We start from the raw sequence: 14,292 nt of genomic DNA on the forward strand, positions 1-14,292 counted from the left end.
TCGAAAACGGAGGCCAGAGGAGGGCGCGTTTCCTTCACCCGGACCATGAGGTTGCGGGTGTGTTGTTTTGAAAAGGGAATGCGATGAGCAAGCGCGAATCCGCGAAATACAAGATCGACCGCCGTCTCGGCGAAAATATCTGGGGCCGCCCGAAGTCCCCGGTCAACAAGCGTGAATACGGCCCCGGCCAGCACGGCCAGCGCCGCAAGGGCAAGCTTTCCGATTTCGGCCTGCAGCTGCGCGCCAAGCAGAAGCTGAAGGGTCACTATGGCGACGTTTCGGAAAAGCAGTTCCGCAAGGTCTATGAAGAGGCCGACCGCCGCAAGGGCGACACTTCGGAGAACCTGATCGGCCTGCTCGAATCGCGTCTCGACGCGGTCGTCTACCGCGCCAAATTCGTGCCGACCATTTTCGCCGCCCGTCAGTTCGTCAACCACGGCCACGTCAACGTCAACGGCAAGCGCGTCAACATCGGCTCGTACCGCTGCAAGCCGGGCGACGTCATCGAAGTGCGCGAAAAATCGAAGCAGCTGGTCATCGTCCTGGAATCGGTCGGCCTCGCCGAGCGCGACGTGCCGGACTACATCGAAGCCGACCACAACAAGATGGTCGCGACCTTCTCGCGCATCCCTGGCCTGGCGGACGTTCCGTTCGCCGTGCAGATGGAGCCGAACCTGGTCGTCGAATTCTACTCGCGCTAAGCGAACGCCTTTTAGCGATACCGAAAGGCCGCCCTCGAGGCGGCCTTTTTGTTTGGCGCATCCGCTTTGTCGTTTCGATTTTGCGGCCGATGCGCTAATCCGGACGGACATCACATCCTGGGGCCGCCGCGCCATGAACATGCTGCCAGACATCGAGACGCTTGAGCCGGCCGCCGAAGGCGGCTCCCATCCGCTGTTCGCCGATGTGCCGTCCTCGGTCGAGTTCAACAAATTGCGCAAGCGGCTGCTGCGGCTGACCCGCCAGGCGATCGAGGATTTCTCGATGGTGGAGCCGGGACAGCGTTGGCTGGTCGCGCTGTCGGGCGGCAAGGATTCCTACGGCCTGCTTGCCTTGCTGCTCGACCTCAAATGGCGCGGGCTGCTGCCGGTCGAGTTGCTGGCCTGCAATCTCGATCAGGGCCAGCCGAATTTCCCCAAGCACATCCTGCCCGACTATCTCAACGCCAACGGCATTGCCCACCGCATCGAGTATCAGGACACCTATTCGGTGGTCACCGACAAGCTGCCGCAAGGCAGCACCTATTGCTCGCTCTGCTCGCGGCTGCGGCGCGGCCATCTCTACCGCATCGCGCGCGAGGAGGGGTGCTCGGCGCTGGTGCTCGGCCATCATCGCGAGGACATTCTCGAAACCTTTTTCATGAACTTGTTCCATGGCGGCCGTCTCGCCGCCATGCCGCCAAAGCTGCTCAACGACGAAGGCGACGTCATGGTGCTGCGGCCGCTGAGCTATTGCGCCGAGATCGACCTCGAAAAATTCGCCGCGGCGATGCGGTTCCCGATCATTCCTTGCGACCTCTGCGGAAGCCAGGAAGGTCTCCAGCGCAACGCCATGAAGGCGATGCTGGAAGACATCGAAAGGCGCATGCCCGGCCGCAAGGACACCATGATCCGCGCGCTGTCCAACACCCGGCCGTCGCATCTGCTCGACAGGAAGCTGTTCGATTTCGCCGCCCTGAACCAGACCCTCATCACAGGACAAGACGCATCCGATGACATTTGACGACAACGCGATCGACTGGCTGGCCAGCCTGCTGGCCGAGGCCGCCGACACCGAAATCATGCCCCGCTTTCGCCGGCTGGGCGATGGCGACATCAGGCAGAAGACCTCGGCCGCCGATCTGGTGACGGAAGCCGACGTCAACGCCGAGCGGCTGATCACCGCCAGGCTGCGCCAGCATTATCCCTCGGCCATGGTTGTCGGCGAGGAAGCCTGTTCCGACGACCCGGCGCTGCTCGATGGCCTGGGCGACGCCGATCTGGCTTTCGTCATCGACCCGGTCGACGGCACCTTCAATTTCGCCTCCGGCGTGCCGCTGTTCGGCGTCATGCTCGGCGTCGTGGTCAAGGGCGAGACGGTCGCCGGCATCATCCATGATCCGGTCGGCAAGGACTGGCTGATCGGTGCCAAGGGTGCCGGCAGCCATATCCGCCATGCGCATGGTACACTGGAGACAGTGCGGGTTGCGGCTAGCGCGCCGATCTCCGGGATGACCGGCGCGGTTTCCTGGCAGTATATGGCCGAGCCCGACCGCACGCGGCTGGCCTGCAACCAGACCAAAACGCTGTCGCAGTTCAACTACCGCTGCGCCGCCCACGAATATCGCTTGCTGGCGAGCGGCCATGGCCATTTCGTCGTCTACAACAAGTTGATGCCCTGGGACCATCTGGCCGGTGTGCTGATCCATGCGGAGGCCGGCGGCCATGCCGCGCGCTTCGATGGCACGGCCTATCTGCCGTCGCATGTTGGCGGCGGCTTGCTGGTCGCTCCTGATCGCGAAAGCTGGCAGGAGTTGCGCCGCGAACTGTGGGCTGGATAGGTCAATTCTTGGCCCGCGCTTGACTGCCGGTTTTGTGCGGCCGAAGAATTGGCGCTTTCGCGGGGTTCTCTCGAATGAAATCGCGGCGCGCAATTCTTGCGGCGGCTCTTGCTGCCATCTTGCTTGCAAACGCCACCGCGGCAATCGCGCAAGAGCGCCCCTGCCACAGCTCCGAACCTGTCGACACCCTCAAGGAGATGTCGGAGGCTATCTATGCCTGCTGGAGGCCGCCAGCGGGGACCGCGGGCATGTCGTTGACGCTGCAGTTCTCGCTGCGCCGCAACGGCACGCTGATCGGCAGGCCTCGCGCCACCTATTCGGACCTCGGGACCGATCCGCAACTCAGCCGGGCCTTCGTGGCATCCATCCTCAAGGCCCTCGACGACGCGCTGCCATTGCCGTTTTCGGACAGTATGGGCGGAGCAATCGCCGGGCGCATGCTTGCGCCCCGCTTCACGGCGGCGGTTGAAGGTGCCTCCTGACGCACCTCGTCTAATGCAGGTCGGTAATATGCCCTGAAATGGGTGGGTTATGCGGCTGGAACATCTTGCCGCGCTCGGCGATGAGGATCATCAGCAGCGCCGCGACCGAGACGCTGCAGAAGCCGGCGGCAAGCGGCGTCACCGTGCCGTTGAAAGCCTGGCCTATCAGCGTGCCGAGAATGCCGCCGAGAAACGTCTGCATGAAGCCAAGGATGGACGACGCCGTGCCGGCCAGCTGGCCGAGCGGCTCCATCGCCAATGCGTTGAAATTGGCGCCAAGCGCACCGAAGGGAAGCATGGCGCTGGCAAAGAAAGTGATGAACAGCCAGAGCGGCATCTTGATTTCCAGCGAAACGACCAGCCAGGCCAGGCTGATGACCAGAAACAAAAGCAGCGCGCTCTGCGACAGACGGCGCATGCCGATGCGGCCGACAAGCCGCGAATTCAGAAAATTGGAAAAAGCCAGCACGCCGGCGACCCCGGCGAAGATGACGGGGAACATCTCGCCGACGTTGAAGATGTCGACATAGATCTGCTGCGCCGAGGCGATGAAGCCGAACATGGCGGCGAAGATGAAGGTGCTGGCAAAGGCGTAGCAGAGCGCGATGCGGTTGGTGAGCACGATGCCGAATCCGCCGAGGACCGAGGAAACCGTCAATTGCCGGCGATAGTCGGGGCGCAGCGTTTCAGGCAGGCGCAGCAGCGACCACGCCGACACGATCAGCGCGCCGACGGCCATGGTGACGAAGATATAGTGCCAGGTGGCGAACAGCATGATGAACTGGCCGATGCCCGGCGCAATGACCGGTATCGCCATGAACACCATGAAGATCAGCGACATCACCTCCGCCATGCGCCGGCCTTCGAACGTATCGCGCACGATCGAGACCGCGATGACGCGCGTGGCCGCCGCGCCGATGCCTTGCACGGCGCGGCATATCAGCAGCGTTTCAAAGCTTGGCGCGATGGCGGCGGCGGCGGCAGCCGCCACATAGATGATCAGCCCGGCGACGAGCGGCGAGCGGCGGCCGAAACGGTCCGAGATCGGCCCGAAGAACAGCTGGCCGCCACCAAAACCCAGAATGTAGGCGGTGATCACATATTGCCGGTGGTTTTCATTCTCGACGCCGAGCGAGGCGCCGATCTGCTGCAGCGCCGGCAGCATGATGTCGATGGCCAGGGAATTCAGCGCCATCAGCGCCGCGCACAGCGCAATGAACTCCCAGCGCGGAATAGGCAGTTTGCTTGCCGATTGCGGCGCTGTCGATTGCTGATCCACGGCAAGTCCGATCTCTCAAACGAAAACGCGCCGGCGGGCCGGCGCATTGGCTCGTCTTGGTCCCGATATCGGGACATAAAAATTGCCGAGGTGGAGCTGCCCCGGTGTTCAGTGCAGTCATTACGACATGCCCAAAACCGAAATCAGGCGGCGCCTTTGACGCTGACGCCCTTTTCGACCAGGAAGGTCTGCAACTCGCCGGCCTGGAACATCTCGCGGACAATATCGCAGCCGCCGACGAATTCGCCCTTGACGTAAAGCTGGGGGATTGTCGGCCAGTTGGAATAGTCCTTGATGCCTTGGCGCAATTCAGCCGAATCCAGGACATTCACGCCTTTGTAGTCGGCGCCGATATAGTCGAGGATCTGGACGACCTGGCCGGAAAAACCGCACTGCGGAAAACCGGGCGTGCCCTTCATGAAAAGGACGACGTCGTTGCCCTTCACTTCATTGTCGATGTAGTCGTTGATGCCGCTCATGGAATATCCTTTCACGCCTGTGGGAGTCAGGCTCGAAACATGTCTCTCAAATAAACCCATAGGTTGCCCGAAACAAGACATTAGCCGCGCCATGGCCGAAATGGCGCAAAGGATGGGCGGGTTTGGGCCAAGCGGGTGTTGGCCGGAACGACCTCAGTCGGGAACGCTGGTCTGCAGCGCAAGGGCGTGCAGCACGCCGCCCATATTGCCCTTCAGCGCGTCATAGACCATCTGGTGCTGCTGGACGCGACTTTTTCCCCGGAAGCTCTCGGCGACGACTTCAGCCGCATAGTGGTCGCCGTCGCCGGCGAGGTCGCGGATCGTCACCTTGGCGTCCGGGATGCCGTCCTTGATCAGTTTTTCGATGTCGTGGGCGTCCATTGCCATTGCACAATTCCTGTTTCGGGCGAGCGGCAGCATGGCCGCCCGTGCGATGAGAGTCGGGGTAAACCTAAAGCCTTTCCGGCCGCGATTGAAGCCGTTCCGTCCAGCACCAGCGTGATTGTCGCCTAGGACGCATTCCTGTCCGGATCGACGGCATCGGCCGTTGGGTCGTCTTCGCGCATCGAGAAGGCGCGGCCAAGGCTGAAAACCAGACCATAGAGAGGGATGTTGACCGCCAGGTTGGCGATCGGCAGGTAGCTGGTCATCCGCCAGGCGGGCGAGAAGAACGGTTGGCCATAGCCGTCGCAGACAAGCGAAGAGCCATACTCCCACAAGGCCCCCAGGACGGCCGCGACGGCGAAAAGCTTGATGCAGGTGATGACCAGCCTTGCCCGCGCCGGCTCCGGCAGAAGCCGGTTCCAGAGCACCAGGCAGACAATCGGAACCGCATAGATGAGGTCCTGCAGCACCAGCATCGGCAGCGCGCCATTGGCCGCGTCAAGGAACTCGGCACGCGTATCCAGCCGCATGCAAACCTCGCTCGAGGTTGTCGACAGCAGGAAAAAGACGAACGGCCCGAGGAACCAGAAGAAGAACAGCGACGGCCAGAAGACGACTGCAAGCAGCGCCCTGGCAGCCAGTTTCCTGTGATTGAACATGAATCTTTTCCGAAAACCGGTTCCCACTTTTCGGGATCATGCTCTGCTCAACTGGCCTGATCCATGAAGCGGGGGAACCAGCCTTCGTGGGCGGCGGTCAATTCACTGAGCGGGATCGCCCGCGCCTCGCCAAGCTTCAGCGCATCGCCGCCGGTCGAGCCGATCCATGGCGCGAAGATGCCGAGTTCGCCCTGCTGCTTTCGGATGGCGTCCCATTCCTCGCCATGCGGGTCGATCGACAGCGTCAGCAGATAGCGGCCCTGATCCTCGCCGAACCAGACCGGGATCGGATCGGTGCCGACAAGGCCGGGAACGGTCGCGCCGATGCCCGACGCCATCGCCATTTCGGCCAGCGCCACGGCGATGCCGCCATCGGAAACGTCATGCGCGGCGGTGACGATGCCGGAGGCGATCAGCGAGCGCACATGGTCGCCGACGCGCTTCTCATGCGCGAGATCGACCGGCGGCGGCGGCCCGTCGGTGCGGCCATGGATGTCCCTGAGGTAGACGGACTGGCCAAGATGCGTGCCCCAGGAGGCGGGCGCGCCGACCAGCAGGATCATTTGGCCCTCGGCCGCAAAGCCGGTGCGCACCATCTTCGACCAGTCGGCGATGAGGCCGACGCCGCCGATAGTCGGTGTCGGCAGGATGCCCTGGCCGTTGGTCTCGTTGTAGAGCGAGACATTGCCCGACACGATCGGGAAGCCGAGCGCGCGGCAGGCGTCGCCAATGCCCTTCACCGCGCCGACCAACTGGCCCATGATCTCGGGCCGTTCCGGGTTGCCGAAATTGAGGTTGTCGGTGGCCGCCAGCGGCAGTGCGCCGGTGGCGGTCAGGTTGCGCCAGCACTCGGCCACGGCCTGCTTGCCGCCCTCATAGGGATCGGCTTCGCAATAGCGCGGCGTCACGTCGGACGAAAAGGCGAGCGCCTTGGTCGCATGGCCTTCCACCCGCACCACGCCGGCATCGCCGCCGGGAAGCTGCAGTGAATTGCCCTGGATCAGCGTGTCATACTGCTCCCAGACCCAGCGGCGCGACGACAGGTCCGGCCCGCCGAGCAGCTTCAGCAGCGCATCGGCAACATCGGCCTGCGGAATGTCGTTGGCGGCGAGCGGTGCGGGCTTCTTCGGCTCGATCCAGGGGCGGTCATATTCCGGCGCCTTGTCGCCGAGATCCTTGATCGGCAGATCGGCGACCTGGTCGCCCTGATGCAGCACGCGGAAGCGCAGATCGTCGGTGGTCTTGCCGACAATGGCAAAGTCGAGGCCCCATTTGTGGAAGATCGCCTCGGCCTCCTTTTCCTTCTCGGGCCGCAGCACCATCAGCATGCGCTCCTGGCTTTCCGACAGCATCATCTCATAGGCGCTCATGCGCTCCTCGCGCACCGGCACCTTGTCGAGATCGAGCTCGATGCCGAGGTCGCCCTTGGCGCCCATCTCGACCGCCGAACAGGTGAGGCCGGCCGCACCCATGTCCTGGATGGCGATGACGGCGCCCGAGGCCATCAGTTCGAGGCAGGCTTCGAGCAGGCACTTTTCGGTGAAGGGATCGCCGACCTGCACGGTCGGGCGCTTCTCGTCGATCTTGTCGTCGAATTCGGCCGAGGCCATGGTGGCGCCGCCGACGCCGTCGCGGCCGGTCTTGGCGCCGAGATAAACGACCGGCAGGCCGACGCCCTTGGCCTCCGACAGGAAGATGGCATTGGTCTTGGCGAGGCCGGCGGCAAAGGCGTTGACCAGGATGTTGCCGTTGTAGCGGGCGTCGAAATTGACCTCACCGCCGACTGTCGGCACGCCGAAGGAATTGCCGTAGCCGCCGACGCCCGAAACCACGCCGGCGACGAGATGCCTGGTCTTGGGGTGATCGGGCGCGCCGAAGCGCAGTGCATTCATCGCCGCGATCGGCCGTGCGCCCATGGTGAAGACGTCGCGCAAAATGCCGCCGACGCCGGTCGCCGCGCCCTGGTAGGGCTCGATGAAAGAGGGGTGGTTGTGGCTTTCCATCTTGAAGACGACGCAGTCGCCGTCCCCGATGTCGACCACGCCGGCATTCTCGCCTGGCCCCTGGATGACCTGCGGTCCGGTGGTGGGCAGCGTGCGCAGCCACTTCTTCGAGGATTTGTAGGAGCAGTGCTCGTTCCACATCGCCGAGAAGATGCCGAGCTCGGTAAAGCTCGGTTCGCGCCCGACGAGGTCCAGGATGCGCTGATATTCGTCTGGCTTCAGCCCATGCGCGGCAATGAGCTGTGGGGTGATCGGCACGGAATTGGAAATGGTCATGGGCGGTGATTTATGTCCATGGAGCGGGGATTTTGAGTCCCCTCTTATCGCAAGCTTTGCGGCCGATACACCCGTCGATGAGCGAAAAAGACAGAAAGCAACAAGGTGACGGCCGGCGTAGCCCGCACCGGGAGCTTTCAGGCGCCCGTCGCGCCAGCGATGATCCGCGAGGTCGCTGTGAGGAATGCAAAGCCGCATGGGAACGCTATGGCATCCCGGCCGTTGGGTTCCAACCCTTCAGGAGATCAGGACCATGGGTACCAAGCAGAACAACAAAGACAATCGCCTCTCGGACAAGGAGGCTCTTCATCTCGCCGAAACCACAGACGTTTCGCCAGGACAGGCGAAGGAAATGGCCGAGAAGCACGGCAAGGACAAGGCCAAGGAGGAAGCCAAAAACTTCAAGGCCGAGGGCTGATCTGATTCAGGTTTCTCACGAAAAGCTGTCGTAGCCGGCGCGGCCTTCGTCGAGGAGACGGCGGATGACGGCAACGCCGTCGGCGACATCGCTGCGCTGCCTCGGCTGCGAGGTGCCGAAGCGGACACCGTGAAAGACCTGTTCGGAGCGGCCGGCCTTGAACTCGTCCTCGTCGTCGATCAGCACGCCGTGTTCGAGACAGGCATTCTTGAATGTGCCGGAAAGCCATGGGTCGGGCAAAGTCAGCCAGACAAAGGGCACCTTGTCGTGTGACTTGAACGCGAAGCCGGCCAAGGTCTCGCGCACGATCGCGATACGGGCGCTGATTTCGGCGATGCTGCGCTTGCGGATATCGCTGGCCTGACCGGAGAGCACCAGCCTCGTATTCACCTCCGCCAGCAGGAAGGGCATGCCGCCGGTGATCATCTTGTGGGCGACACGGATCCGGTGGCGATAGGCGGGAGGGCAGGAGAGCCAGCCGCCGCGGATACCGGCCGCTACCGATTTCGACAGACCGCCGGCGACGATGGTTCTCTCTGGGGCATATTCAGCAAGCAACGGTGTCGGATCGTCCGTCAGGTGGCCGTAAAGATCATCCTCGATCAGGATGACGTTGTATTCGCGCGCGACACGCGCGATCGCCTCGCGGCGCGCTGCGGACAGTGTCGTCAAGGTCGGATTCTGCGCCGTCGGCATCAGGAAGATCATCCTCGGATGCTTTTGCGCGCAGACGCGTTCGAAATCGGCAGGGTCGAGGCCTTCGTCATCCGAGGCCACCAGTGCCGTGCGCCGGCCGATCAGCCCGGCGCTGCGCGAGATCTGCGAATAGGTGAGGTGTTCGAAGGCGACATAGTCGCCCGGCGTGGTGAGTGCGGCGATCGCCGCCATCACCGCGGCATGGGTGCCGAGCGTCGGAACGATGCTGTCGGCGGCCGGGCGGAAGGTGTTTCTCGACAGCCAGCGGGCGCCGGCTTCGTACCAGCGGCCAGGAAAATCACGCGTGTAGCTCGAGATTTCATGGGGATGATCCTGCGCGGTGCGCGACAGCACATCGGCGATATCAGTGCCCTGGCCGACATCGGGTGCCGCCGTGCTGTCGAAACGCAGTTTGTCCTGAGGCGCATCGACATAGCGCGTGCCTTCCACGCTGACGTCGGGCGCCTCCGGTTTCACGCCTTCGGCGCGCCGGCCAAGCACATAGGTTCCACGCCCGACTTCGCCGCTCACCAGCCCTCGCTCACGCAGCAACTGGTAGGCCCGGCCGACCGTGCCGACCGTGGTGCCGATGTCATAGGCGAGGTCGCGCTGGGGTGGCAGTTTTGTTCCGGCGCCGATCACGCCCTGGTCGATGCCCGCCTCAACGGAGTCCGCGAGGCGTTGATAGAGGGGTCCGGCGCCGCCGGTCAGATCTGGAAGCCAATTTGTCATGGTGACAATTTTCTATATTGCACCGAATTATGAGTCAATACATATCAATCGGGCGCCAAAAGGGGTGCAATTGAGAGTCTTGGCAGAAAGAAAATGGATACAATCGCGACAATCCGTCATCCCAGAGCCGCATTTCCAGGCGAGGCGCTAGGCCCGTCAGGCCAGCAAGGCTTTGTCGGCCGTCTGGTGCGTCTGGTCAGCTCGCTGGCACGATGGATCGACCATTTGCTGGAGCGCCGGCGCGGCCGGCTGGCTTTGCTGGAGATGACCGACGATCAGCTCAAGGATATCGGTATCTCCCGCTGCGATGCCCACCGCGAGGGCATCAGGCGCTTTTGGGAATAGAGGCCATTCTTAACGGACCGGTTTGGCCTCGCGATGGCCGATGCCGCGATCGATAAAAGCGGCAATGATCGAGATCACCAGGAACAGCGCGGTGATGGCCAAGGCCGCAATGGCGACGCTGGCGGCGCCGTTCTTGGCAACATCGAGGAAGGGGTAGGGCACTTCGCCCGCGATCGGTGCCCGTACCAGCGCATAGGCGAGATAGGCGATGGGATAGAGCATCCACCAGGAAATGTCGCTCCACCTCGTTCTGCCGTCGGCCCCCGCTGCCAGCCACCACAGCACGAACAGCACTGGCGTCACATAGTGCAGCAGCACATCGCAGAGCAGGAACAGGCCTTGCGGCTGCCAGAGCCGTGCCAGAACGGTGGCATAGACCATGAAGACGACGGTGATCGAAACCGCAACACCCGCACGCATCTGCGGCACGGCGAAGGCCGGCAGCCAGGCATAGCCGGTGGATGACAGCAGGGATGTGTACACCAGCACGGCGCCAACGTTGGTCAGGATGGTGAAGAAGCTGAAGTAGAACACGATAGAGCCGAGCAGGCTGCGGCCGGCCTCCATCGATGCCGGAACGGTGATGCAGAACTGCAGGACGAGGCCGGCCAGGCCGATGGCCAGACCCACCACCTGCAGGAAGCGGCCCATGTCAGGCGGTCGCGGCGCAGGCCGGATTGCCCGTCTGCCAGCGGGCAATGTCCGAGCCGATGCGTGCGCCGAGCGGGTCGTTCATCAGCGGTCCGAACACGTCGACACGGCTCGAATTGCCTTGCGCCTGCACGACCAGCAGCGGCTTGCCGCCATAATGCTTGGCCGGCACCAAAAGGAAACGCGGCGTGCCGCTGAACGAGTTCAGTTCATTAGCCATCTGATATTGCTTGAAGGCCGGGTCCTTGCTGGCGATCCAGCATTTGTGGGCTGCGATCGCCACTTGTTCCATGGCCAGCAGCGCCGCACTTTTGCCCGACGGCACAGGCGTGCTCTTCGGGCTCGACTGGCAGGACGCCAGGGCTAAGCCTGCGGCTGCGACGAGAACGATCGTCTTGCTCTTGATCAAGCGGCACCCATCTCGAGTTCGGACAGAAAGATCTTCAAGCCGTCGGTCATCTCGCCCCAGACCCGCGACAAGGCCGGATGCTGCGAGGCGATCTGCTCATAGGCATCGAATTTGGGATAGGCGTCGAGCAGGTCGTGGCGGCCCGTCATGGCGCGGAAATTGTTGAAGATGAACCGGGTCGGCGTCAGCCAGGCGTCGGCAAGGCTGATGTCGTTGCCGAGCGCGAAGGGGCCTTGCGCCATGCGCGCCTCGATCGCTGCCAGTCCGTGATGCAGACGGGCGAACTGGGCATCGATGTCGGCATTGTTGCGCTTCGGCACGAAATGAAGCTCGAAAAGCTTCATGGTCGGCGTCAGCACGTCGAGGTCGGTGATGCGGGCGAACATGCGCACCAGCGCGCGATCCTTGGAGTCAGGCGGCAGCAGCGCTGGCTCCGGAAACCGCTCCTCGAGATATTCGGCGATGACAACCGATTCGAGGATCGTCTCGCCCGAGCCGGTGATCAGCACCGGAATCCGGTTCATCGGCGAAATGGCGCGAAACGCTTCGGGGATTGGAAAACCCGGCGGCGGCGCGATGATCTTGAGCGGCACGTCCTTGATATAGGCAAGCGCCCGCACGATCGACGAATAGGGCGACAACGGCCGCGAATAGAGTTTCATGACCGTCTCTCTCCCCAGAGCAATGGACTCGATGTCCGTGTAAGGCTTACCGCATTCTCGGCTGAGATCGTCAAGCGGCGATACCGAGCGCGCCTTCGAACAGCGCCCGGCCGTCGCTGCCGCCATGGGCGGCCTCGATCAGGTTTTCCGGATGCGGCATCAGGCCAAGCACATTGCCTTGTTCGTTGATGATGCCGGCAATGTCGTTGATCGAGCCATTGGGATTGGTGCCCTCGGCATAGCGGAACACCACCTGGCCTTCGCCTTCGAGGCGGGAAAGGGTTTCGGCTTCGGCGAAGTAATTGCCGTCGTGATGCGCCACCGGCGAGCGGATGATCTGGCCCGGCTGGTAACGGCGGGTGAACATGGTGTTGGCGTTGGTGACCTCGAGCTTGATCTGCCGGCAGACGAACTTCAGTGAGGTGTTGCGCATCAGCGCCCCCGGCAGCAGGCCGGCCTCCACCAGGATCTGAAAACCGTTGCAGACGCCGATGACCGTGACGCCCTTGGCGGCCTTTTCGGCGACGGCCCGCATCACCGGCATGCGCGCCGCGATCGCGCCGCAGCGCAGATAGTCGCCGAAGGAGAAGCCGCCTGGAATGGCGATCAGGTCGACGTCAGGGATTTCAGTGTCGGTCTGCCAGACGGTAACCGGCGGTTTTCCCGAAATCTTGGTCAGCGCCGCGATCATGTCGCGGTCGCGGTTGAGGCCAGGCAGGAGGACGACGGCAGATTTCATTTTGGTTCGTAAGGCCTCTGGGCTTCGGCTAGTTCGCGCAGGTCGAGACGGCGTTCGATATGTTCGAGCCGATCATCCTGGCGAGCGAGCACACCATAGATGTTTTTCACGTCACTTTCAGTGGCTATGAGATGACCTCGAATGGAACCAAGCTCGGATTTCACCTCTCCGAGCGTCAAGTCCATCCTGTCTAACCGAGACTGGATGGACTTGAGGGTTTCAAATATCAAGCTGCCATCGATCTCGGCCACCAACCCCTCCGACACAACCTCAGGTTATGGCCACACTATAATTCTCAATCACCGTATTCGCCAGCAGCTTGTCGCACATAGCTTTCAGATCGGCTTCGGCCTTGGCCTTGTCGCCTTCCGCCAGTTCGACGTCAAACACCTTGCCCTGCCGTACCGCGCCGACGCCGTCGAAGCCCAGACCGGACAGCGCGTGTTCGATCGCCTTGCCTTGCGGGTCGAGGACGCCGTTCTTGAGGGTGACGGTAATGCGGGCCTTGATCACGCTGGACATGCTCCTGTTCTAAGTATCGGATCGCAAGCCGCTATCAGTGCGGCTTGCCTTTGACGACGTCGGTCGAGGCGACAAGCACCGGGCCGGTCGGGCGCGGCGGCTCGTTCTCGTTCATGATGCCGAGGCGGCGGGCGACTTCCTGGTAGGCCTCGACGAGGCCGCCCATGTCGCGGCGGAAACGGTCCTTGTCGAGCTTGTCCTGCGTTGCCACGTCCCACAGGCGGCAGGAGTCCGGCGAAATCTCGTCGGCGACGACGATGCGCATCATGTCGCCCTCGAACAGGCGGCCGCATTCGATCTTGAAGTCGACGAGCTGGATGCCGACGCCCATGAACAGGCCGGAGAGGAAATCGTTGACACGGATGGCGAGCGCCATCACGTCGTCGATCTCCTGCGGGCTTGCCCAGCCGAAGGCGGTGATGTGCTCTTCCGACACCATCGGATCGTCGAGCGCGTCGGCCTTGTAGTAGAATTCGATGATCGAGCGCGGCAGGACGGTGCCTTCCTCGATGCCGAGGCGCTTCGACAGCGAACCTGCGGCGACGTTGCGCACCACCACTTCGAGCGGGATGATCTCGACTTCCTTGATCAGCTGCTCGCGCATGTTGAGCCGGCGGATGAAGTGGGTCGGGATGCCCATGCGGTTCAAGTGGTTGAAGATGTGCTCGGAAATGCGGTTGTTGAGCACGCCCTTGCCGTCGACGACCTCGTGTTTCTTCTTGTTGAAAGCGGTCGCGTCATCCTTGAAGAACTGGATGAGCGTACCTGGCTCCGGTCCCTCATAGAGGATCTTGGCCTTGCCTTCATAAATGCGGCGGCGATTTTTCATCTGATTTTTTCTCTGGATTTGCGGGCAGGCGGCAAGCGACCAGTTCCTGTCCGTCTGCCTATATTAGTTGCGGCGACGGTTGGGTTCAATGCCGGGTCTATCCCAATCACACCGTTTGCTCAATCGGCAAATCCGTCCAATCAACCGCTTTCCGGACTGAAATGCCGCAGCGCAGCATATGACGAAGC

19 protein-coding genes are annotated in these 14,292 nt (G+C 62.6%); 6 read left to right on the top strand and 13 right to left on the bottom strand.

Annotated elements, in window-relative coordinates:
- Window positions 1–83 precede the first annotated feature (83 nt).
- From rpsD to CK227_RS37200, 4 genes are all read left to right on the top strand, one after another.
- Entirely contained in the window at window positions 84–701 is a 618-nt protein-coding gene (rpsD, locus tag CK227_RS11405; RefSeq protein WP_010909086.1) for a 30S ribosomal protein S4, read from the top strand.
- Window positions 702–834: 133 nt separating this feature from the next.
- Window positions 835–1,722, top strand: a complete 888-nt coding sequence (gene ttcA / locus CK227_RS11410) for a tRNA 2-thiocytidine(32) synthetase TtcA (protein ID WP_095770881.1) — start codon at window positions 835–837, stop codon at window positions 1,720–1,722.
- Window positions 1,712–2,539 carry an inositol monophosphatase family protein gene (locus tag CK227_RS11415; RefSeq protein WP_095770362.1) on the top strand — a complete coding sequence of 276 codons (828 nt, stop codon included), beginning with the start codon at window positions 1,712–1,714 and terminating at the stop codon, window positions 2,537–2,539. The genes ttcA and CK227_RS11415 overlap by 11 nt, the downstream gene beginning before the upstream one ends.
- A gap of 248 nt (window positions 2,540–2,787) precedes the next feature.
- Window positions 2,788–3,021, top strand: a complete 234-nt coding sequence (locus CK227_RS37200) for a hypothetical protein (protein WP_245317947.1) — start codon at window positions 2,788–2,790, stop codon at window positions 3,019–3,021.
- Window positions 3,022–3,031: 10 nt separating this feature from the next.
- On the opposite strand, the gene CK227_RS11425 is transcribed toward CK227_RS37200, so the two are convergent.
- The 5 genes from CK227_RS11425 to purL all read right to left on the bottom strand — a co-directional run bounded on the left by CK227_RS11425 (window position 3,032) and on the right by purL (window position 8,101).
- A complete protein-coding gene (locus tag CK227_RS11425) occupies window positions 3,032–4,300 on the bottom strand; it encodes a multidrug effflux MFS transporter (protein WP_095770360.1) in 1,269 nt (422 codons plus the stop codon).
- Between the two features lie 143 nt (window positions 4,301–4,443).
- Window positions 4,444–4,779 (bottom strand): Grx4 family monothiol glutaredoxin, encoded by a 336-nt coding sequence (gene grxD / locus CK227_RS11430; protein ID WP_010909091.1) that lies wholly within the window; start codon window positions 4,777–4,779, stop codon window positions 4,444–4,446.
- 153 nt (window positions 4,780–4,932) lie between these two features.
- Complete coding sequence (locus tag CK227_RS11435) at window positions 4,933–5,166, bottom strand: BolA family transcriptional regulator (protein ID WP_010909092.1); 234 nt, start codon at window positions 5,164–5,166, stop codon at window positions 4,933–4,935.
- A gap of 122 nt (window positions 5,167–5,288) precedes the next feature.
- Window positions 5,289–5,822 carry a hypothetical protein gene (locus CK227_RS11440; protein WP_095770359.1) on the bottom strand — a complete coding sequence of 178 codons (534 nt, stop codon included), beginning with the start codon at window positions 5,820–5,822 and terminating at the stop codon, window positions 5,289–5,291.
- 47 nt (window positions 5,823–5,869) lie between these two features.
- A complete protein-coding gene (gene purL, locus CK227_RS11445; protein ID WP_095770358.1) occupies window positions 5,870–8,101 on the bottom strand; it encodes a phosphoribosylformylglycinamidine synthase subunit PurL in 2,232 nt (743 codons plus the stop codon).
- 253 nt (window positions 8,102–8,354) lie between these two features.
- Here purL and CK227_RS36695 point away from each other — a divergent pair, with 253 nt between their 5' ends.
- On the top strand, window positions 8,355–8,519 hold the full coding sequence (locus CK227_RS36695; protein ID WP_179296309.1) for a hypothetical protein: 165 nt from the start codon (window positions 8,355–8,357) through the stop codon (window positions 8,517–8,519).
- Between the two features lie 15 nt (window positions 8,520–8,534).
- On the opposite strand, the gene CK227_RS11450 is transcribed toward CK227_RS36695, so the two are convergent.
- Window positions 8,535–9,947, bottom strand: a complete 1,413-nt coding sequence (locus tag CK227_RS11450) for a PLP-dependent aminotransferase family protein (RefSeq protein WP_095770357.1) — start codon at window positions 9,945–9,947, stop codon at window positions 8,535–8,537.
- A 93-nt stretch (window positions 9,948–10,040) separates the two neighbouring features.
- Here CK227_RS11450 and CK227_RS11455 point away from each other — a divergent pair, with 93 nt between their 5' ends.
- Window positions 10,041–10,292 carry a DUF1127 domain-containing protein gene (locus CK227_RS11455; protein WP_095770356.1) on the top strand — a complete coding sequence of 84 codons (252 nt, stop codon included), beginning with the start codon at window positions 10,041–10,043 and terminating at the stop codon, window positions 10,290–10,292.
- A gap of 9 nt (window positions 10,293–10,301) precedes the next feature.
- On the opposite strand, the gene CK227_RS11460 is transcribed toward CK227_RS11455, so the two are convergent.
- The 7 genes from CK227_RS11460 to purC all read right to left on the bottom strand — a co-directional run bounded on the left by CK227_RS11460 (window position 10,302) and on the right by purC (window position 14,104).
- A complete protein-coding gene (locus tag CK227_RS11460) occupies window positions 10,302–10,943 on the bottom strand; it encodes a Pr6Pr family membrane protein (protein ID WP_095770355.1) in 642 nt (213 codons plus the stop codon).
- Between the two features lies 1 nt (window position 10,944).
- Window positions 10,945–11,352 carry a hypothetical protein gene (locus CK227_RS11465; protein ID WP_095770354.1) on the bottom strand — a complete coding sequence of 136 codons (408 nt, stop codon included), beginning with the start codon at window positions 11,350–11,352 and terminating at the stop codon, window positions 10,945–10,947.
- Window positions 11,349–12,014: a glutathione S-transferase family protein gene (locus tag CK227_RS11470; RefSeq protein ID WP_095770353.1), complete on the bottom strand. Its 666-nt coding sequence runs from the start codon at window positions 12,012–12,014 to the stop codon at window positions 11,349–11,351. Before CK227_RS11470 ends, CK227_RS11465 begins: the two co-directional genes overlap by 4 nt.
- 70 nt (window positions 12,015–12,084) lie before the next feature.
- Complete coding sequence (gene purQ / locus CK227_RS11475) at window positions 12,085–12,753, bottom strand: phosphoribosylformylglycinamidine synthase subunit PurQ (RefSeq protein ID WP_095770352.1); 669 nt, start codon at window positions 12,751–12,753, stop codon at window positions 12,085–12,087.
- Entirely contained in the window at window positions 12,750–13,004 is a 255-nt protein-coding gene (locus CK227_RS11480) for a hypothetical protein (RefSeq protein WP_095770880.1), read from the bottom strand. The genes purQ and CK227_RS11480 overlap by 4 nt, the downstream gene beginning before the upstream one ends.
- A gap of 19 nt (window positions 13,005–13,023) precedes the next feature.
- Window positions 13,024–13,266: a phosphoribosylformylglycinamidine synthase subunit PurS gene (purS, locus tag CK227_RS11485; RefSeq protein WP_095770879.1), complete on the bottom strand. Its 243-nt coding sequence runs from the start codon at window positions 13,264–13,266 to the stop codon at window positions 13,024–13,026.
- Window positions 13,267–13,309: 43 nt separating this feature from the next.
- Complete coding sequence (gene purC / locus CK227_RS11490) at window positions 13,310–14,104, bottom strand: phosphoribosylaminoimidazolesuccinocarboxamide synthase (protein WP_010909103.1); 795 nt, start codon at window positions 14,102–14,104, stop codon at window positions 13,310–13,312.
- Between the last annotated feature and the right edge of the window lie 188 nt (window positions 14,105–14,292).

Source organism: Mesorhizobium sp. WSM4308, from assembly GCF_002294905.1.
Lineage (GTDB): Bacteria > Pseudomonadota > Alphaproteobacteria > Rhizobiales > Rhizobiaceae > Mesorhizobium.